Origin of the sequence: Vibrio sp. TRT 17S01, from assembly GCF_050113695.1 — a bacterium.
GTDB lineage: Bacteria > Pseudomonadota > Gammaproteobacteria > Enterobacterales > Vibrionaceae > Vibrio.
In genome coordinates, this window is the sequence record NZ_JBNJOG010000003.1 from 53,917 (window position 1) to 71,019 (window position 17,103).

General features: G+C 46.0%; 11 protein-coding genes. 9 read left to right on the forward strand and 2 right to left on the reverse strand.

From position 1 onward, the window contains the following. Positions 1-50: 50 nt before the first annotated feature. A complete protein-coding gene (locus ACQEXS_RS05910; RefSeq protein ID WP_427013144.1) occupies positions 51-2,336 on the reverse strand; it encodes a HEAT repeat domain-containing protein in 2,286 nt (761 codons plus the stop codon). Positions 2,337-2,697: 361 nt separating this feature from the next. Here ACQEXS_RS05910 and ACQEXS_RS05915 point away from each other — a divergent pair, with 361 nt between their 5' ends. The 5 genes from ACQEXS_RS05915 to ACQEXS_RS05935 all read left to right on the forward strand — a co-directional run bounded on the left by ACQEXS_RS05915 (position 2,698) and on the right by ACQEXS_RS05935 (position 8,705). Further along, positions 2,698-3,786 (forward strand): cytochrome-c peroxidase, encoded by a 1,089-nt coding sequence (locus ACQEXS_RS05915; RefSeq protein ID WP_427013145.1) that lies wholly within the window; start codon positions 2,698-2,700, stop codon positions 3,784-3,786. A gap of 10 nt (positions 3,787-3,796) precedes the next feature. Continuing rightward, complete coding sequence (locus tag ACQEXS_RS05920) at positions 3,797-5,029, forward strand: cytochrome-c peroxidase (protein ID WP_427013146.1); 1,233 nt, start codon at positions 3,797-3,799, stop codon at positions 5,027-5,029. Further along, positions 5,026-5,625 carry an arsenate reductase (azurin) small subunit gene (locus tag ACQEXS_RS05925; protein ID WP_427009767.1) on the forward strand — a complete coding sequence of 200 codons (600 nt, stop codon included), beginning with the start codon at positions 5,026-5,028 and terminating at the stop codon, positions 5,623-5,625. The genes ACQEXS_RS05920 and ACQEXS_RS05925 overlap by 4 nt, the downstream gene beginning before the upstream one ends. Positions 5,626-5,627: 2 nt before the next feature. After that, positions 5,628-8,324, forward strand: a complete 2,697-nt coding sequence (locus ACQEXS_RS05930; protein ID WP_427013147.1) for an arsenate reductase (azurin) large subunit — start codon at positions 5,628-5,630, stop codon at positions 8,322-8,324. A gap of 66 nt (positions 8,325-8,390) precedes the next feature. Further along, positions 8,391-8,705 carry a c-type cytochrome gene (locus tag ACQEXS_RS05935; RefSeq protein WP_374144841.1) on the forward strand — a complete coding sequence of 105 codons (315 nt, stop codon included), beginning with the start codon at positions 8,391-8,393 and terminating at the stop codon, positions 8,703-8,705. An 87-nt stretch (positions 8,706-8,792) separates the two neighbouring features. On the opposite strand, the gene ACQEXS_RS05940 is transcribed toward ACQEXS_RS05935, so the two are convergent. Further along, complete coding sequence (locus ACQEXS_RS05940; RefSeq protein WP_427013148.1) at positions 8,793-10,835, reverse strand: sensor histidine kinase; 2,043 nt, start codon at positions 10,833-10,835, stop codon at positions 8,793-8,795. A 145-nt stretch (positions 10,836-10,980) separates the two neighbouring features. Here ACQEXS_RS05940 and ACQEXS_RS05945 point away from each other — a divergent pair, with 145 nt between their 5' ends. The 4 genes from ACQEXS_RS05945 to lhgO all read left to right on the forward strand — a co-directional run bounded on the left by ACQEXS_RS05945 (position 10,981) and on the right by lhgO (position 17,071). Next, entirely contained in the window at positions 10,981-12,336 is a 1,356-nt protein-coding gene (locus ACQEXS_RS05945) for a sigma-54-dependent transcriptional regulator (protein ID WP_427013149.1), read from the forward strand. A 291-nt stretch (positions 12,337-12,627) separates the two neighbouring features. After that, complete coding sequence (locus ACQEXS_RS05950; protein ID WP_427013150.1) at positions 12,628-13,632, forward strand: TAXI family TRAP transporter solute-binding subunit; 1,005 nt, start codon at positions 12,628-12,630, stop codon at positions 13,630-13,632. A gap of 70 nt (positions 13,633-13,702) precedes the next feature. Continuing rightward, positions 13,703-15,844 (forward strand): TRAP transporter permease, encoded by a 2,142-nt coding sequence (locus ACQEXS_RS05955; RefSeq protein WP_427013151.1) that lies wholly within the window; start codon positions 13,703-13,705, stop codon positions 15,842-15,844. Between the two features lie 3 nt (positions 15,845-15,847). Continuing rightward, positions 15,848-17,071 carry an L-2-hydroxyglutarate oxidase gene (lhgO, locus tag ACQEXS_RS05960; protein ID WP_427013152.1) on the forward strand — a complete coding sequence of 408 codons (1,224 nt, stop codon included), beginning with the start codon at positions 15,848-15,850 and terminating at the stop codon, positions 17,069-17,071. Positions 17,072-17,103 lie beyond the last annotated feature (32 nt).

Here is a 17,103-nt window from a genome sequence, read left to right on the forward strand (position 1 = left end):
GTTTTTACGGGCATTCCTTGTTACGAATGGGAGCTAGCACTTACGTTGAGCTAAGTCATTAATGCACCCATCAGTTTAATGCCATTGGGTTGTTGCTCTGGCGATAGGGAATTCAAGTGTTGCGTAAGCCAATTTAGGGCATGGGCCTGAAACATTTTAAAGTGTTGAAAAGCGATGGTGTGACATTCTTGATCGTGTATCGGAAGAAGTATGACCGACTCAATGCTTTCATCTGGCTCCCTGAGTAAACAACTGAGTTTGAGCGCCTGTTTACGGACGCCACCCGCAGGGTCATCTAGTAGCACTGAGATAGCGGTTTTAACCACAGGCTTATATTGCAGCGTCAATTTAGAAAGGTGCTGTTCCACAGTAAATAGAGCGCTAAGCCGAACGTGCTCATCTGAGCTTTTTAGCGCTTCGAGTAGCAGCGGAAGGGCTTTGGATGTTGGAACACAAGCGAGGTACTTCAACGCATGTTGCTGAGTTAATGGGTGACCACCGAAAATAGTGGTTGCTGCGGCGCCGATTGCATTATGAATTTGGTTGGATGGGTTAAGTGCTTTCTTTTGATGTGTCAGGGATTGGAATATTTCACGCAGCTCGCTGTCATTGGCACCTAACAAGGCCTCAATTAACCACTCAACCGCTTGTGGGTTAGAGGCTTGCCCTAAAGCACGCAATGCGAGAACTTTATTGTCGTATTCTGGTAGTCGGGCGATTTTCTTACGATTTAAATTGAGGTTGTCTGCACTGTCAAAGTGCTCTTTGACCACCTGACCAAAGGACGCCAGTTCGTCATCAAGTTCATTCACCATCTCAACGATATTGGTTTGTTGATCGTCTTGTTGGTGTTGGACATCTAATTTGGCTTCTAAGTTGGTTTGAGTGATCGCCGCTATGGTCGAAGACGGTGTATTTTCAGTTTGGTATTGGGCGGGAACATCGTGTTGTGCCAACGCTTCTAATAACGCTTCGTTTTGCTCGTTTTCCTTTTCGGCTTCATTGACTTCTATGGTGTCAGGGTAAGCACTCAGGCCAAAAATGGCGGTTCTGATCAAGTGCTGGCAGTTTGGATGTGAGAGCTGGCTTATTAGATCAAAGCACGCTTGCCGAATTGAAGTATCGTAGAAAGGTACATCACTGTTCTCTTTGCAGCGTAAAATCCGCTGTTCAAGTGCTGGCAACAGAGCATCAATATGCGAGTTTAACGAAATTAACGCACGTATAAGCGGTGCTTGTATGTGGGTTCCTAGCTGGTCATTCTCAAGTAACTCAACCGCAATGGAGACAAGTTGTTGCTGCTGAGCGGAAGAGAGCAAAGCAGGATTAGCTTGTTGTAAAAACGCCACAAAAGCATTTGGTTCATTGGCACAAAGCATATCGATGATCAGCGGGTAATCTTGTTCTTCCAGACTTTGTTGGTGCATCAACTGAATCAGTTGTGTTCGAGCGGCGGGTGCCGCCGTTTTCAAGTAGCTTAATAATCGGCTTTTATCGATTTCGTCATACCGAGACAGTTGTTCTAGTCCGGTTATTGCTGCTTTTTGCACCTGCTCATCCGTATCTTGAAGGCGTTTGGCTATGTCCCCAAAATATTCGCTAGCATGCTTGCTCGTTAGTGCCTCGATGGCAATGCGCCGACAGAGTGGGTCGTCATCCGTGAGGTGTTTGTACAAAAATGCTTTTGCGAGTTGAGTTTCACTAAATTTGAGGGCTTTAAGCAATTTGCGCCTTTCTGTGAGCGGCGCTGTGAGTAGGCGATCAGTAATCCAACTGGCATCAAGTTTAGCGATGCCCCGATATAATATGCTTTCTAGTTCGGGCTCTGGGTCTTGTTCAAGCACTTCCTGAAACAGCTTGAGATAAGCAGGACTTGGGTGCTCAACCAATATACTGACCGCTTCGAACTGAAGATCCCACCAATCGTCCCAATCACTGCTTAGCCCCCATTTATCATCCGCAAGCCGTCCTTGAGCGATTTGCTGGACCAATTTGTCTACAGGGTTGAGCGTTAAGTGATGAGATAAAGCATGAAGTGCGCCAATGCGAGCATCGCTTTCAGGGTGATATTTCACCACTTCACACAGTGAATCAACGTTACCGCCTTGAAGCTGAGCAAGTGCTGATGCCGCATCGATGACGACATCAGGGTCGGGGTGATACAAACAGTCGTTCAGAGCTGGCTCCGTCGCGCTAATCTTGTTTGCTGCTACTACGCCAGCCGCATAGCAGCGCTGTGCTTCATCTCCTTGTTGGAGTAACTCGATCAATAATTGTTGTGCTGACTGTTTAGCGGCTTCTAAATTCTCACCTCGATTTGTGATGGTTTTGTCCATGCCCACATCCTTTTCTCTCTTTTGCTTACAAGGTGTTTAGCAGGTTTTATGCCTGAATGTTTATCCGTTAAAAAGCTCTTAAAAACAGTTGGTTACATAATTTGGTTTATGGATGGTGCACGCAAGCCGTGAAGTGATTGAACGATATGTTCACTTATATGTGAGTGAATTAAACGAATCGTTCAAAAAAATACGATGTGATCTGATTCAAATTGCTCTTAATTGTTTGATTATAAACAATAAAATTTAATGGGGGAAATTGGAACGGTTTATGCTCAACCAGTAGTGGCGAATATAAAACGCTGCGCACATAACACACTGGAATGGCGCAGCAACTAGCTGGAAGCTAAGGAGCATAACAATGAAAAAAATGCTGATCCTTGCTGCTACCGTAACGGTGTCATTTTCAGTTTGGAGTCAGGGAGAGCCGAAGTTTGGCCCTCTACCGAAATTGAAAGTCGATGCTGCAAAAGCAGAATTAGGAAAACGCCTGTTCTTTGATACTCGACTCTCTGGCAATACCGCATTGTCTTGCGCGTCGTGTCATAAACCCGAGAATGGATATTCTTACCCGGAAGCCTTGTCACCTGCTTATACGGGCAGCAAAGGTTTTCGAAACGTACCGACTTTAATCAATACAGCCTACAAAAAAGTGTGGTTCCACGATGGAAGAATCGGGACCAATCTTAACGATGTAACGCGTGAAAATATTACGGAAGATTGGTTGATGAATATGGACATGCGATTGATGCAAGAGCGTCTTAAGCAAGATCCAGTCTACGTGAAAATGTTCAAAGATGCCGGTTATGGTGAACCATCAAATGGTTCCGTGCGCAAAGCCATTCCTGAGTATCTGAAAACACTCACTTCAAACCCAACACCTTTTGATAACAACAAACTCAGTTCAGAGGCTAAAAAAGGTTTTGCTTTATTCAAGGGCAAAGCGGGGTGTGCCTCTTGTCACAATGGCCCGTTATTTACTGATGCTAAGCCATACAACACGGGTGTTCCTGAAAACTTAGATATTTTCCGCGACCCAATGCGTCATCAAACTTTCATTGCCTTCAACATGTTTATGGGAAATGAGAATTACATGAACCTTAAACGTGACGTCGGTGCACACGTTCAGACGCACAAGGCAGATGGAACCGACATGGGTAAGTTCATGACGCCAACATTGCGAGAGCTTAACCAGACAGCACCTTACATGCACAACGGTATGTTAGCGACGCTTGAAGATGTGGTTGCATTTTATAGCGCTGGTGGTGGGCAAGATAGTAATAAAGATGCTCGACTTAAGCCATTGAACCTCAGCGATAAAGAGCAAGCGCAGTTGGTGGCTTTCCTGAAATCTTTGTCTAGTGAACCGCTGACGAGCGAGAAACACGTTTGGATGGCGAACGATTACGACTACAAGCTGATCTCCGATTGGCGCAACGCGAAAAACTGAGGAGGACGAGATGAAAATGAACTCAATCACCTTGTCTGCAATGACGGCACTGACCTTATCTCTGACCGCATTACCAGCTTGCGCTAAACAAGACGATAAGTCGTTAACGGCAGATCAAGTTGCAGCCAGCCTGCCAGCAGTGCAACTGGATGGAAAAAGCTATCCGGCGTTGGCACCGCTTGGTGACGTGCCAACACCAAAAGATAACCCCACAACACCGGAGAAAGTTGAGTTAGGTAAACTACTTTTCTTTGATGGCCGCTTAGGGGGTGATACCACAACCCCTTGCTCTGCGTGTCACAATCCTGCACTAGGTTGGGATTTCCCTGGGGACTTGTCTTTAGGTTATCCGGGCACGGTGCACTGGCGAAATAGTCAGACAATTATTAATTCCGCCTACTACCAGAAACTATTCTGGGCCGGCTCTTCCAAGTCTCTTGAAGGACAAGCGAAAAGTGCGGCGAAAGGGGGTGTTGCGGGTAACGGCGAAGATGACATCATGGAAGCACGGTTAGCATTGGTGCCAGATTATGTTGAACGCTTTAATCATGTATTTGGTGACAACTATCCGAAAGTCAGCAACGCATGGAAAGCCATTGCGGCGTTTGAGCGCACATTAGTACAAACCGATACACCGCTGGATAACTACTTAATGGGTGATAAATCGGCCCTTACAGAAGCGCAGCTACGAGGTAAAACCTTATTTGAAGGCAAAGCAAAGTGCATCGCTTGTCACAATGGTGCGCTGGCGTCTGATCAAAAGAACTACAACATAGGTGTGCCAACCAATAAACGCTGGGAAAGCGACCCACTTGCTCAGATCACTTTCCGTTATGAACTCTACGCTAAGGGCTCTAACGAAAAGATGTATCGTGAGACTAAAGCGGATCCCGGGGTGTATTTCCGCGGCAAACGCAAGGAGATGAAAGGTAAATTCCGTACGCCAAGTATCCGTTATACCAAGTACACCGCGCCATACATGCACAATGGCACCATTGCGACCTTGGCCGATGTAGTGGATTTCTATGACCGAGGCGGTATTGCAAAAGATGGACGTACCACAGACTTCCCACAAACCAAAAGTCCGCTTATTCAGCCACTTGGGTTGACGGCTGAAGAGAAACAAGACTTGCTGGCGTTTATTGACGCTTTCTCGGGAGAGCGCATCACCATGGATTATCCGAAGCTGCCTGAATATCAGCGCTTGTTCAGTGAAGAAGAATTGGCGGAGGTGAAGAAATGATTTTCGGTAAAGATAAAGCGAATAAAAAAGAGAGTGCTACAGAACATCGGAAATGCATGATGTCACGTCGTAAGTTTTTGATGTACAGCGGGGTGACGGCAGGGGCGGCAAGCGTTATGCCGATCACCTTGTTCCCCGGAACAGCACAAGCTATGCACACCAATGCTCGGGTCGTGGGTTATCCGAGAAAGTTACTTGGCAAATTGAGTGATCTTAAAGCCAATAAACCTGTGTATTTCAACTACCCCGATGATGGACCAAATAGCCAAGGTATTTTGGTCAAAATGGATGTTCCAGCAGGCGGTGGTATTGGCCCCAAACAAGATGTGGTCGGCTTCTCTTTGATGTGTACTCACCAAGGCGGTCCGCTCAATGGTCAATATAAAGTAGTTGGTGAACACCGGGTGTTGGGGCAGTGTCCATTCCACCTGTCTACTTTTGATATGCGCAGACACGGCATTATCGTTTCTGGTCAAGCGTATGAGAGCTTACCACAGGTACTGCTTGAGCTAGATGGTGATGAAATATATGCCGTGGGCATTATGGGGCTGTTATTTGGCCGAACTGAAAACATAATTGCGATGCAGGAGGCGTAATCATGACGACTAACTTCTATATTCCTGAAGATCATGCGCCGCTGCCTCCTAAAAATGCAGAAGTGCTGACAACGGCATGTGACTACTGCGTGGTTGCATGTGGTTACAAGGTTTACCGCTGGCCGCTTGAACAAGCGAACGGTGGTATGAAAGCGAGTGAAAACGCATTTGGTGTCAATTTCCCAAGTGCGCCACTTCAAGCTTGGGTGGCTCCTGCTCAGCACAATGTGGTGATGCACAACGGCAAACCGCACAATATTGTGGTGGTTCCGGATAAAGATACTCAAGCGGTCAATAAAACGGGTGACTCCTCGATGCGAGGTGGGTTGCTGGCACAAAAACTCTACAACCCATCAACTGGAACTCGTGACCGTTTAACGCAACCTTTGGTGCGTATTGGAGGGAGTTTACAACCTGTGCCATGGGAGTTTGCGCTCGATATTGCAGCGGAGGTAGGTAAGCATGTGATTGATACCCATGGTGCCAATGCCTATGGGGTAAAAACCTTCTCATACCAATATATTGAAAATACCTACGCGATCACTAAATACGCATTGCGCCATGTTAATACGGCGAACTTTACGTTCCACGATACTCCTTCGGACGTAACGTCTACCCCCGGATTCCGAGATGCAGGTTTTGATAACTTTGGGCCAAGCTACGACGATTGGGGCGCTGCCGATACGCTGATGATTTGTGGTACTGATCCGTATGAGACGAAAACCATCATCTTTACGCAGTTCATCATGCCAGCGGTACAACGTGGTATGAAAACCATCATGCTTAATCCGCGTGAAACCGCAGGTATCGCTTGGCTTAAGAAACAAGGTGGCTTGCATATCGACCTGAATCCGGGTTCGGATAATTTAGTTGTCGGTGCAATCATTCGCGTTATTTTGGAGAAAGGTTGGGAAGACAGCGAGTGGCTGCAAAATTGGGTTAACAACAAATGGGAGTCCAGCTCAGGCTTTGGTCAAGGTACACGTAACACGCCTTGGCAGTGGCGAACAACTTGGGGCAAGTTCCAGACCAATGGTTTTGAAGACTATAAGAAATGGAATCTGGCACAGAAAGAGTACGATCCTAAGTATGCAGCCAAACTGGCGGGCATTAATGTCGATAAGATCTACAAAGCGGCTGAAATGTTAGCAAAACCAGTTGATGGTGTGCGCCCGAAAGCTTCAATTGGTATCGAAAAAGGCTTTTACTGGTCCAATAACACCGGTAATACCAATGCTATTTCGGCGCTAGCCACAGTGATTGGCACTGGAGGACGTGAAGGGCGCGTCATTGGTCGATTCGGTGGTCACCAACGTGGTGGTCAGTCCGGTGGTAAGCTTCCGCGTAACAAATCCCCAGAGAAAGTACCGGGACGTCGTCGTCGCTCAATTGATACTGACCGTTACTTATACTCAGGCCATACACGCTTTGCCCATGTGATTGGCACGACATGGATTCAAGCTATGTGTGGTAGCCAAGGGCTACAGAAGAAGTTCTGGGAGCTGACGGTTGCTAACCCGCATCAAGTGTTTAGTTATGACAAACAAGAGATCATCGACACTTTGAAAAGGCGTGCCGACTCCGGTGGTATGGTGGTGATCAATCAAGATATTTACTTGCGTGACCCCATTGGTGCCAAGTTTGCCGATATTGTTTTCCCGGCAGCAACTTGGGGTGAAGTGGACTTTATGCGAGCTAACGGTGAACGCCGATTACGTCTGTATCAAAAGTTTGCTGATGCCCCCGGGCAAGCGCAGCCAGATTGGTGGATCATCAGTCAGCTTGCAACGCGCATAGGCTATGACGGTTTCGACTGGAATAACTCAAACGATGTTGCAGAAGAAGCGTCTCGCTTTAGTCGGGGAAGTCGTAAAGATTTCCATATGATCAAAGTTGCGGCTCATGCTGAAGGCAAAACATTGCATGAAAAGTTATTGGAGTACGGCACGGATGGCATTCAAGGGCCAGTATTCTATAACTACGACACCAAGCAGCTGGTGGGAACTAAACGTCTTCATGATACGGAGATGACGGCAGAAACCTTAGCAGAGAAAGGGTTAACCGATGGGCCTCAAGGAGCTAATGTGTTGAAGAAACAGCTTACTGCGTTTAACAGCCAAACTGGTAAAGTGAATCTGCAAAAACACCCTTGGGATTTGTTTAGCGATTTCTATGCGTGGCTTCAGCCAAAAGAAGAAGAGCTTTGGTTCTCCAATGGCCGTATCAATGAGATCTGGCAATCCGGTTTTGATGATGTCGAGCGCCGTGCGTACGTCATTCAACGCTGGCCAGAAAACTGGGTTGAGATTCACCCTGATGACGCTAAAAAGCGCGGAATAGAGTCGGGTGACCAAGTCATGATGTACTCCGATCGTGTGGCTAACTTTAAGGACACTATTCTCGGGGTTCATGGTGATGACTTCCAGTTCAGTAAGCTGATGGAGAATGGCCATATTAAATTGGATACAGCGGCGGTTACGGCAGTTGCGATTGTGACGCCTGCGGTGAAGAAGGGCACTCTTTACGCCAATATGATCGATATGCGTCAGCCATCTAATTCGTTAACAACACGGGTGGTGGACCAAATCTCCGGGAACTACAACTTCAAGATGGGTGTTGCCAACATTAAGAAGTTAGGGGAATCCAAGTACAAGCATGAGTTCCGAGCGTTCTCATTTGCCCCTCGTAATATCGTTTAACTCAGTAATGCGTCGGGGAGTAGGGACCCCGGCGCACTTACTTTATCGAACAAAAATGGAGTATCAATGATGAAGAAAGAGCTTGGTTTGGTGATGGCAAGTGCTGTTCTGTTGTGTGCCGCATCGGGTAGTGCAATTGCAGGCGATATCGAGGCTGGCAAAGCGAAGTCGGCTACCTGCATTGCGTGCCACGGCGCGAATGGAATTTCGCCCACAGACCTCTATCCGAACTTGGCAGGACAAAAAGCGGCTTATATGGTGAAACAGATGAAAGCGTTCAAAGAAGGATCTCGCCAAGATCCGACAATGAGCGCAATGATTGCCCCTCTCACAGAAGAAGATATGACTAATATCGCCGCTTATTATGCGTCTTTGAAGTAGAAAACGACAAAATGGGGTAACTCAGCAAGGCTAACCCTTGGGTTAGTGTCTCGTTTGGCAGCCAACATGGCTGCCTTTTTTTGCCGATTATTGTGCAAGTAGCCTAAATGTAAACGTCAAACCTGCCGACTTATTGCGTTTTACCTCAATCATTCCTTGCATATCACGAATATTATTGGCACTGATGGACAATCCTAGTCCCAACCCTTCTCCGATTTTCTTGCTCGTCATAAAGGGCTCAAACATATGATCCAGTTGGTTATCATCCGCACCGCAACCATTGTCTGTAATGGATACTTCTATCCATTTGTCTATCTGACAGGCTGAAATGACTAACTGAGGCTGAGTCTGTTGATGAAGGGCGTCGATTGCATTTTTGATTAGATTACCAAGTATCTGACGGATGCGTTGTTCTTCGCCCATAACATTAGGCAATTGGGTTGCAAGCCGAACATGAACGTCGATGGATGCTAATTCAGCTTGATAGATGCGAAGGGTTTCGGCGATTGCATCGGTTAAGGAGACGGGATGCAATGATTCTGGCTTATTGTACGCGAAAGATTTCAGCTGAGTCGTCATACGGGTCATACGTTCAATTAACTGGTGTATTAGGCGGTTATTATCTTGTAATAGCTGGCTTTCTCCTCGCACCATCAAGACTTCGTTGCTGGTAATCAAGGTTTTAAGTCCGGTCAGTGGCTGGTTAAGTTCATGCGTGATGGCACTCGACATTCGGCCAAGTGCAGCAAGCTTACTACTTTCAATAAGCTCTTGCTGTGCTTGCTTGAGCTGTTCTGTGCGGGTTTCTACCCGTTTAGCCAGTGCTTGGTTTGCTTGTTGCAGAGCTTGTTCGGCTTTTTTTCGTTTACTGATGTCTAAGACGGTCGCTAAGTAATAGGGTTCACCATGCCAGACAAAAGAGGTGAGCGAAAAAAGAACAGGAAATAGGCTGCTGTCACTCCGTTTGGCCAGTGTTTCAACCCCAGTAATTTCGGCGAGCTCTCGATGACGGCTTAAGTTTTTGAGTAATTGTAATGTGGTGGAATTTGGGTTTCCGACATCAAACAAGTGCCAAGCGGGAGTCTGTTTTGCAAGGTTATCGGGTAATGAAAACAGTCGCTGCGCCATGGGATTGATTTCAAACAAGCGTCCGTTGTTGTCCAATAAAAGTAAGCCCACTTGGGTTTTATTGATGATCTGATTCAGCCGTTGTTGGGACTCTTGCAATAGCTTTTGAATCCGCATTTGACCTAATGCCTTTTGACGACGCTGGTAAATAATGATCAGCAATAAAATCAGCAATAAATTAAACAATGCGACACTCCAACCCGCAATGGTTGCTAACTGCCTGATGGGTGCGAGAGGAGAGAGGTAACTGAGTTGCCATTGAAGGTCATCCAGTTTTACCTGTTGAGCCAGATAAGGTTGGCTTAGTGTGAGGTGCTTTATTCGCGTGCCACTATTTAAGGTTTGGTCTGTAAGGCTGAGAGTTGCGGCATTGTCGTTGAGCCAACTGACAGGATATTGCGACGAGGTTGATAAGAAATAGTCCAACCGTTGGTTCTGTACAAACAAAAGGTCGTCACTGGTGAGCCACTGCTCGGTTAGCAAGCTGAGGTTAATTTGAACCACGGCAATCCCCGCGATGTCGAGATCGTGATAAACAGGGGCCGCAAGATAATAAAAAGGTGTGCTACCGCGAGTTCGGCTTACGAGCGTAACGCCTTCTCCTTGCTGGTGGATTTGATCTACGATCGACTGAATATCTGCTTGAGGTAATGATTTGTTTTTATTACTTGAAACCAAGACTTGCCCAGTATTGGATAGCAGATACCATCCCTTGGTGTTAGCTGCTTGATCAAGTAACGTAAGCTCATGCGTTAATGTAGGCTTAAGCTGTGTTTCTCCTGTCACCAACCTCAACGTGCCTGAGCTATTTGTGATCAGGTAGGGTAGGTGATAGAACCGCTTAAGTGCCCGGCGCACGTCACCAATATAGTTGAGTAAGTCTTGCTGCTTGGCTTCCAATGTTTGCTCTGTTTTCCACTGGTAGACAAATTGCGTTGTTATCCACTGTGATAAAAAGAGAAACATAGCCACGGCGATGGCAATTAACGTCTTACGCAACATGATGGGCTCCTATACATAGCCAGCACAGCTTGCGTGTTCAAGTATGCTTGTTAAAGCATTGTTACCTAAAAGTGAGATCCAGCTCCTTTTCTGTTGTGCGCGGTTCGCCTACCTTAGCGGGCATAGGTATTAGTGGTACACCGTTATGGAAAAACAGCACACTCCTCTCATTGCATTAATTGAAGATGACGATATTGTTCGCCAAGCGACGACTCAATGGCTTGAATTAGCAGGCTTTCATGTTGATGTGTTTAGCAATGCAACTGATGCTCTGTTGGCATTACCAAATGGCGTGCATCAAGCGGTGATTTCGGACGTAAAATTACCGGATATCGACGGTATCAACTTGCTCAGCCAGCTACGTGATGCTGATGTGATAGCGCCTGTCATCTTGATCACAGGGCATGGCGATGTCGATATGGCGGTCAAAGCGCTTCAATTAGGCGCTTATGACTTTATCGAAAAGCCATTTAATCCAGAACGTCTTTCGACAACGGTAGCAAGCGCGGTAGAGCAACATGTACATCAGAACGCTTGTGACGAACGTTTGCAGTATTTACAAGCACTATCAGGTATTGAGCAACTTTTGATTGGTCAAAGTGATGTAATGAAACAGCTACGTGAGCAGGTTGCTCGCGTAGCAACGATAGATACCAACGTTATTATTTATGGAGAGACGGGGGCAGGCAAGGAGCTGGTAGCAACGGCACTGCATGAGATGAGTCAGCGTCACAAGCATCACTTTGTTCCTCTTAATTGTGGCGCAATTCCAGAAAACCTATTTGAAAGTGAATTGTTTGGTCATGAAGCCGGAGCCTTTACCGGAGCGGTTAAGCGCCGCATCGGTAAGTTGGAACATGCGAATAAAGGTACGGTTTTCTTTGATGAAGTCGAAAGCATGCCATTAAACATGCAAGTAAAGGTGCTTCGATGCCTGCAAGAGAATGTGGTAGAGCGCGTTGGTGCTAATACAATGATTCCGGTAGATATCAGGGTGATTGCCGCAGCCAAAGAAGACTTGTTGCACCACGCTGAATTTCGTCAAGATCTTTACTATCGCCTGAATGTCGCGCAGCTTCATATTCCACCATTGCGTGAACGGGATCATGATGCGTTGCTCCTATTTGAGCATTTCGCTTTGCAAGCCAATCCTGAGACTCGCTCAGTCAGTGATGCGGATGCTCGTTCGCTCCTTGCTTATTCATGGCCGGGTAATGTGCGAGAGCTGAGAAATGTTGCGATCCGCTTTGCTTTGGATGACACGCTTTCTGTGGTTGAGATCTTATCGCAAAGGCCAAATAGCACCGTTGAAAGTACGCATGCTGGTGTGCCCTTAGCGACCCAATTATTGAACTTTGAACGAAAGGTGATTCATGAAGCGTTGTTGCGGCATCAAGGTAAGATCACGGATGTGATGAATGAATTGGATTTACCGAGAAGGACACTGAATCAGAAGATGCAGAAATTGGGTCTGAGCCGTATCGATTACACCAAGGTTTAATCGACCAGTGAAATACGATCGGCAAGAACTTGCTTATACATAAAAATAACATTTGATTTAAATTGATCACATAAATGTAGTAAATGTGAGTTGGATAAGCTCAATCATGGTGGTGACATGAGCAAAATCTTGCTCACTGAGATAGGCGAAAATCGGCGTAATTTTGCTGATTTAAAGCATTATTTTTCCTATCTACATGAAATGTATGAAAAAGATCATGTGGCATTATGCTTGCTCTATAGGTGTTGGTTAACAATTCCTTAACGTGAACGTATTACACGGAGAGTAACAATGAAGTACAAGACAATTGTCAAAACCTTAGCTGTGGCACTGGCATCATTTGGAGTAGCAACGAGTGTTTCTGCGCAAGATCGCAGCTACATCTTAGCGACCGCATCAACTGGTGGAACCTATTACCCTGTAGGAGTGGCATTAGCGACACTGAGTAAGGTGAAGTTGACACCGAAACATCAATTTTCTCTGTCTGCTATCAGCTCTGCTGGATCTGGTGAAAACGTAAAACTGCTGAATGAAAATGAGGCACAGTTTGCGATCTTACAAGGGTTATATGGGGCGTGGGCTTGGTCTGGTGAAGGCCCTTACAGTAAAACGGGACGTCAGGAAAAACTTCGTTCGGTTTCCATGCTATGGCAAAACGTCGAGCATTTTATTGTACGAGCAGAATTGGCAAAAACGGGGACGGTGACTGATCTCAATAATCTAGAAAACAAGAAGTTTTCTATCGGTAAAAAGAATTCAGGGACTGAAAATTCTGGCCGCCAGATCATGAAAGAACTGTCCATCAATCCAGACAAATTTAAACTCGCGTATATGGGGTATGGTGGCAGTGCGAGTGCGCTTCAAAATGGCACTATTGACGGTATGAATACGCCCGCTGGCGTTCCGGTTGGCGCTGTGACACAAGCTTTTGCGGCGTTGGGGAGCGATATTCAGTTATTGTCATTCACTGATGAGCAAATTAAAAAGGCCAATGGTAACTATCAGTTGTGGACGAAGTACGTTATCCCTGCCAATACCTATCCGGGTGTTGATAAACCCATTACGACGATAGCACAGCCAAACTTTCTTGCGGTTCGAGAAGATATTTCTGAAGAAGATGTTTACCAGCTGACGAAAGCCATCTACGAAAATCTGCCATTCTTGCAAGGCATTCACAAGGCCACTAAAGCGATGGCGATTGAGAAAGCCATTGCTGGACTACCTGTTCCCCTTCATCCCGGCGCAGCTCGCTACTACAAAGAAATGGGTATCAACATACCTGAAGCTTTGATGTAACCCGTGCTCTTCTGGCCTCGGATTCGGGGCCTGAAATAACAATGATAAAATATGGATGTTGGAGTTTTCGATGAGCGATTCTATTGAGCACGAACTGCAAAAGTTTGAGCTACCCACCCGTACGGAGTTTCCGTGGGTCACACGATTGATCACATTATTCGGGGTGATCCTGTCAGTTTTGCATATTTGGTTTAATACCTTTTCTACGTTACCTGAGCTTTGGATCTCTGCTACTCACTTTGCGGGCTTCGCTGCTATCTGTGCATTGTGGTATCCGGCTCATCGTTCATTAAAACGCAGTAAGCTTGCGTTAACACTTGATGTTGGTATTGCTGTCGCGGCTTTAGCCTGCTTGTTATACATCCCTTACGCCGAAGATGCCTTGTACGAGCGTGGGGTTAAATTCGTTACCAGTGATTGGGTTTTCGCTATTCTTGCCATTTTGATAGTTATTGAACTAATTCGGCGAACAATGGGTTGGTTTATCCCAGTGTTGATTGTGCTGTGTTTAAGCTATGTGGTTCTTTGGGGGAAATGGGCCACTGGAATATTCCATTTCCCGGGGTTGAGTCTAGAAACCCTGTTGTATCGCAGCTTTTATTCATCTGAAGGAATGTTTGGTTCGATATCGCGCATTAGCTGGAGTTTTGTCTTCATGTTTATCCTGTTTGGTGCGTTTTTAGTGCGATCTGGTGTTGGGGATTACATTATCAATGTCGCTAGAGCGGCAGCAGGAAAAATTATCGGCGGCCCTGGGTTTATTGCGGTTATTGGCTCTGGGTTGATGGGGTCCGTTTCTGGTTCAAGTGTGGCAAATACCGTTTCAACCGGGGTGATCAGTATTCCCTTGATGAAAAAAGCGGGGTTTCCATCGCGATTCGCTGCCGGTGTTGAAGCAGCTGCATCAACCGGAGGGCAATTGATGCCTCCGGTCATGGGCGCGGGTGCGTTCATTATGGCTTCGTACACTCAAATTCCGTATGTTGATATTATCGCCGTCTCTTTTATGCCCGCTCTGATTTATTTTCTGTCAGTTGCCTTTTTTGTTCGTATTGAAGCAAAGCGCAGTGGGGTTCAAAAAGTGACCGTGTCGGATCAGTCTTTATTGAAAGTGTTGCTATCCGGTTGGAATAACCTTATTCCGCTTGTTGTTTTGGTGTGTTTATTGGTGCAAGGCTTTACGCCAACGTATGCCGCCGGGTTATCGATTGTGTCTGTGGTTGTGGCTTCTTGGTTTTCTAAAGACCATAAAATGGGACCTAAAGCGATTGTTGAAGCCTTATCCCAAGGCGCAAAAAACATGGCAACAACTGCCGTTTTACTCGTTGGAATCGGTTTGGTGATCAATGTGATCAGTACAACGGGTATTGGCAATACGTTCTCGCTGATGATTAATGAATGGGCGGGTGGCGATTTGTTGATTATGTTGGTGTTAATTGCGTTGGCATCGTTGGTGCTTGGTATGGGCTTACCAGTAACAGCGGCCTACATCGTTTTAGGAACGCTTTCAGCGCCAGCATTGTATAAATTGATCGCAGAAAACCAGCTTTTAGAAATGCTGGTGGCAGGGCAATTACCAGAGCAAGCTAAAGCGATTTTCATGCTCGCGGCGCCTGATAAACTCGCTTTACTAAACGCGCCGATGCCGATAGAAGAAGCCAAAGCAATGATCGCCGTTGTTCCAGCAGATTTTATGGAAACATTACTAGAGCAAAGTTTAGGGATAGAAGCGGTAGGGCTGGCTTTGTTAGCTGCGCATTTAATCATCTTCTGGCTATCTCAAGACAGTAATGTGACTCCGCCGGTTTGTTTAACCGCTTTTGCTGCCGCTACTATTGCGAAAACACCACCAATGAGAACGGGCCTGATGGCATGGAAGGTAGCTAAAGGGCTGTATCTAGTGCCGTTATTAATTGCTTATACTGGCTTAGTTAGTTGGGACATTGGTACCGTGTTAATCACTGGCCTGTTTGCAATTGTGGGTACTTATGCCTTTGTGGCAGCGATCGAAGGTTATCTTGAAGGTGAATTAAACCTTATCTTACGTGCCGCCTTAGTTGTGATAGGTGCGGTATTAGTGTGGCATGATGTATCGATTTGGTTGCGCGTGTTGGCAAGCACATTATTTGTCATGATTTTTATATACAGTGGCCGTCGGTACGAGCAGCAAATGCGACTAGCTACCGATTCGAAAGGAAGTGCAGTAGGTTAAAGAATGAAAGCAGTATACGACTATATCATCGTTGGTGGTGGCATTGTTGGTGTCTCAACCGCGTGGCAACTTAAACAGCAATTTCCAGACAAATCCATTTTATTGATTGAAAAGGAATCCGGCTTTGCTCAGCATCAAACCGGTCACAATAGCGGTGTTATTCATGCAGGGGTTTATTATGCTCCGGGCAGTTTAAAAGCGGAATTTTGCAAACGAGGGGTGGATGCAACATTAACGTTTTGCGCTAAACACCAAATACCGGTAGAAAACTGCGGCAAATTGCTTGTTGCCACGAATGCAGTGGAAGTTGAGCGAATGGAAGCGCTGTATCAACGATGCCAAGAAAATGAAATTGAGGTCGAATTACTTGACCAAGCCCAGCTGAAATTAGCAGAGCCCAATATTACAGGTTTGGGAGCAATCTACGTTAAAGCGACCAGTATTGTTGATTACCGTTTAGTGACGGAAAAAATGGCTCAGGAATTCTCTCAATCAGAAGGCAGTGTAAGCTTGCGAACGGAAGTGGTGGCAGTGAATGAGCTTGAAGATGAAGTTCAGCTTACTTGTATTTCTGATGGACAAAGCATGCAGCTAAACGCCCGATTTTTGGTTACGTGTTCAGGCTTAATGGCTGACCGAATGACGAAGATGTTAGGACTGAAAACCGATTTCCAGATCATTCCTTATCGTGGAGAATATTATCGACTTGATGTTCGCCACAACAAAGTGGTGAATCACCTTATTTACCCAATTCCTGATCCCGATTTACCATTCTTAGGTGTTCACTTAACCCGCATGATTGATGGCTCAGTGACTGTTGGCCCGAATGCAGTACAAGGGTGGAAGCGCGAAGGCTATGGGTGTATCAACATTAGCCTCAAAGATTGCTGGCAAATGGTGAATTTTCCGGGCTTTTGGAAAGTCACAGCGAAGCACTTTAAAACTGGATTAATGGAGATGAAAAACTCTTGGTGGAAAGCGGGGTATCTAAAACTGGTCAATAAATATTGTCCGTCAATAACCATAAGTGATCTAAAGCCATATCCTGCTGGAATTAGGGCGCAAGCTGTATTACAAGATGGCACTTTGGTTCATGACTTTTTATTTGCAGAAAGTCCTCGTAGCTTGCATGTGTGTAATGCACCATCACCTGCGGCGACATCTGCGATTCCAATCGGTGAGTACATTTGTAATAAGATTGCGGTTCGGCAGAATAACCACAATTGAGTTTAAAAGATCACGAAAAAGCCCCGTGTTTT

Coding starts and splice junctions, on each gene's coding strand:
- ACQEXS_RS05910 (WP_427013144.1), bottom strand. CDS start 2,336: ATGGACAAAACCATCACAAATCGAGGTGAGAATTTAGAAGCCGCTAAA.
- ACQEXS_RS05915 (WP_427013145.1), top strand. CDS start 2,698: ATGAAAAAAATGCTGATCCTTGCTGCTACCGTAACGGTGTCATTTTCA.
- ACQEXS_RS05920 (WP_427013146.1), top strand. CDS start 3,797: ATGAAAATGAACTCAATCACCTTGTCTGCAATGACGGCACTGACCTTA.
- ACQEXS_RS05925 (WP_427009767.1), top strand. CDS start 5,026: ATGATTTTCGGTAAAGATAAAGCGAATAAAAAAGAGAGTGCTACAGAA.
- ACQEXS_RS05930 (WP_427013147.1), top strand. CDS start 5,628: ATGACGACTAACTTCTATATTCCTGAAGATCATGCGCCGCTGCCTCCT.
- ACQEXS_RS05935 (WP_374144841.1), top strand. CDS start 8,391: ATGATGAAGAAAGAGCTTGGTTTGGTGATGGCAAGTGCTGTTCTGTTG.
- ACQEXS_RS05940 (WP_427013148.1), bottom strand. CDS start 10,835: ATGTTGCGTAAGACGTTAATTGCCATCGCCGTGGCTATGTTTCTCTTT.
- ACQEXS_RS05945 (WP_427013149.1), top strand. CDS start 10,981: ATGGAAAAACAGCACACTCCTCTCATTGCATTAATTGAAGATGACGAT.
- ACQEXS_RS05950 (WP_427013150.1), top strand. CDS start 12,628: ATGAAGTACAAGACAATTGTCAAAACCTTAGCTGTGGCACTGGCATCA.
- ACQEXS_RS05955 (WP_427013151.1), top strand. CDS start 13,703: ATGAGCGATTCTATTGAGCACGAACTGCAAAAGTTTGAGCTACCCACC.
- lhgO (WP_427013152.1), top strand. CDS start 15,848: ATGAAAGCAGTATACGACTATATCATCGTTGGTGGTGGCATTGTTGGT.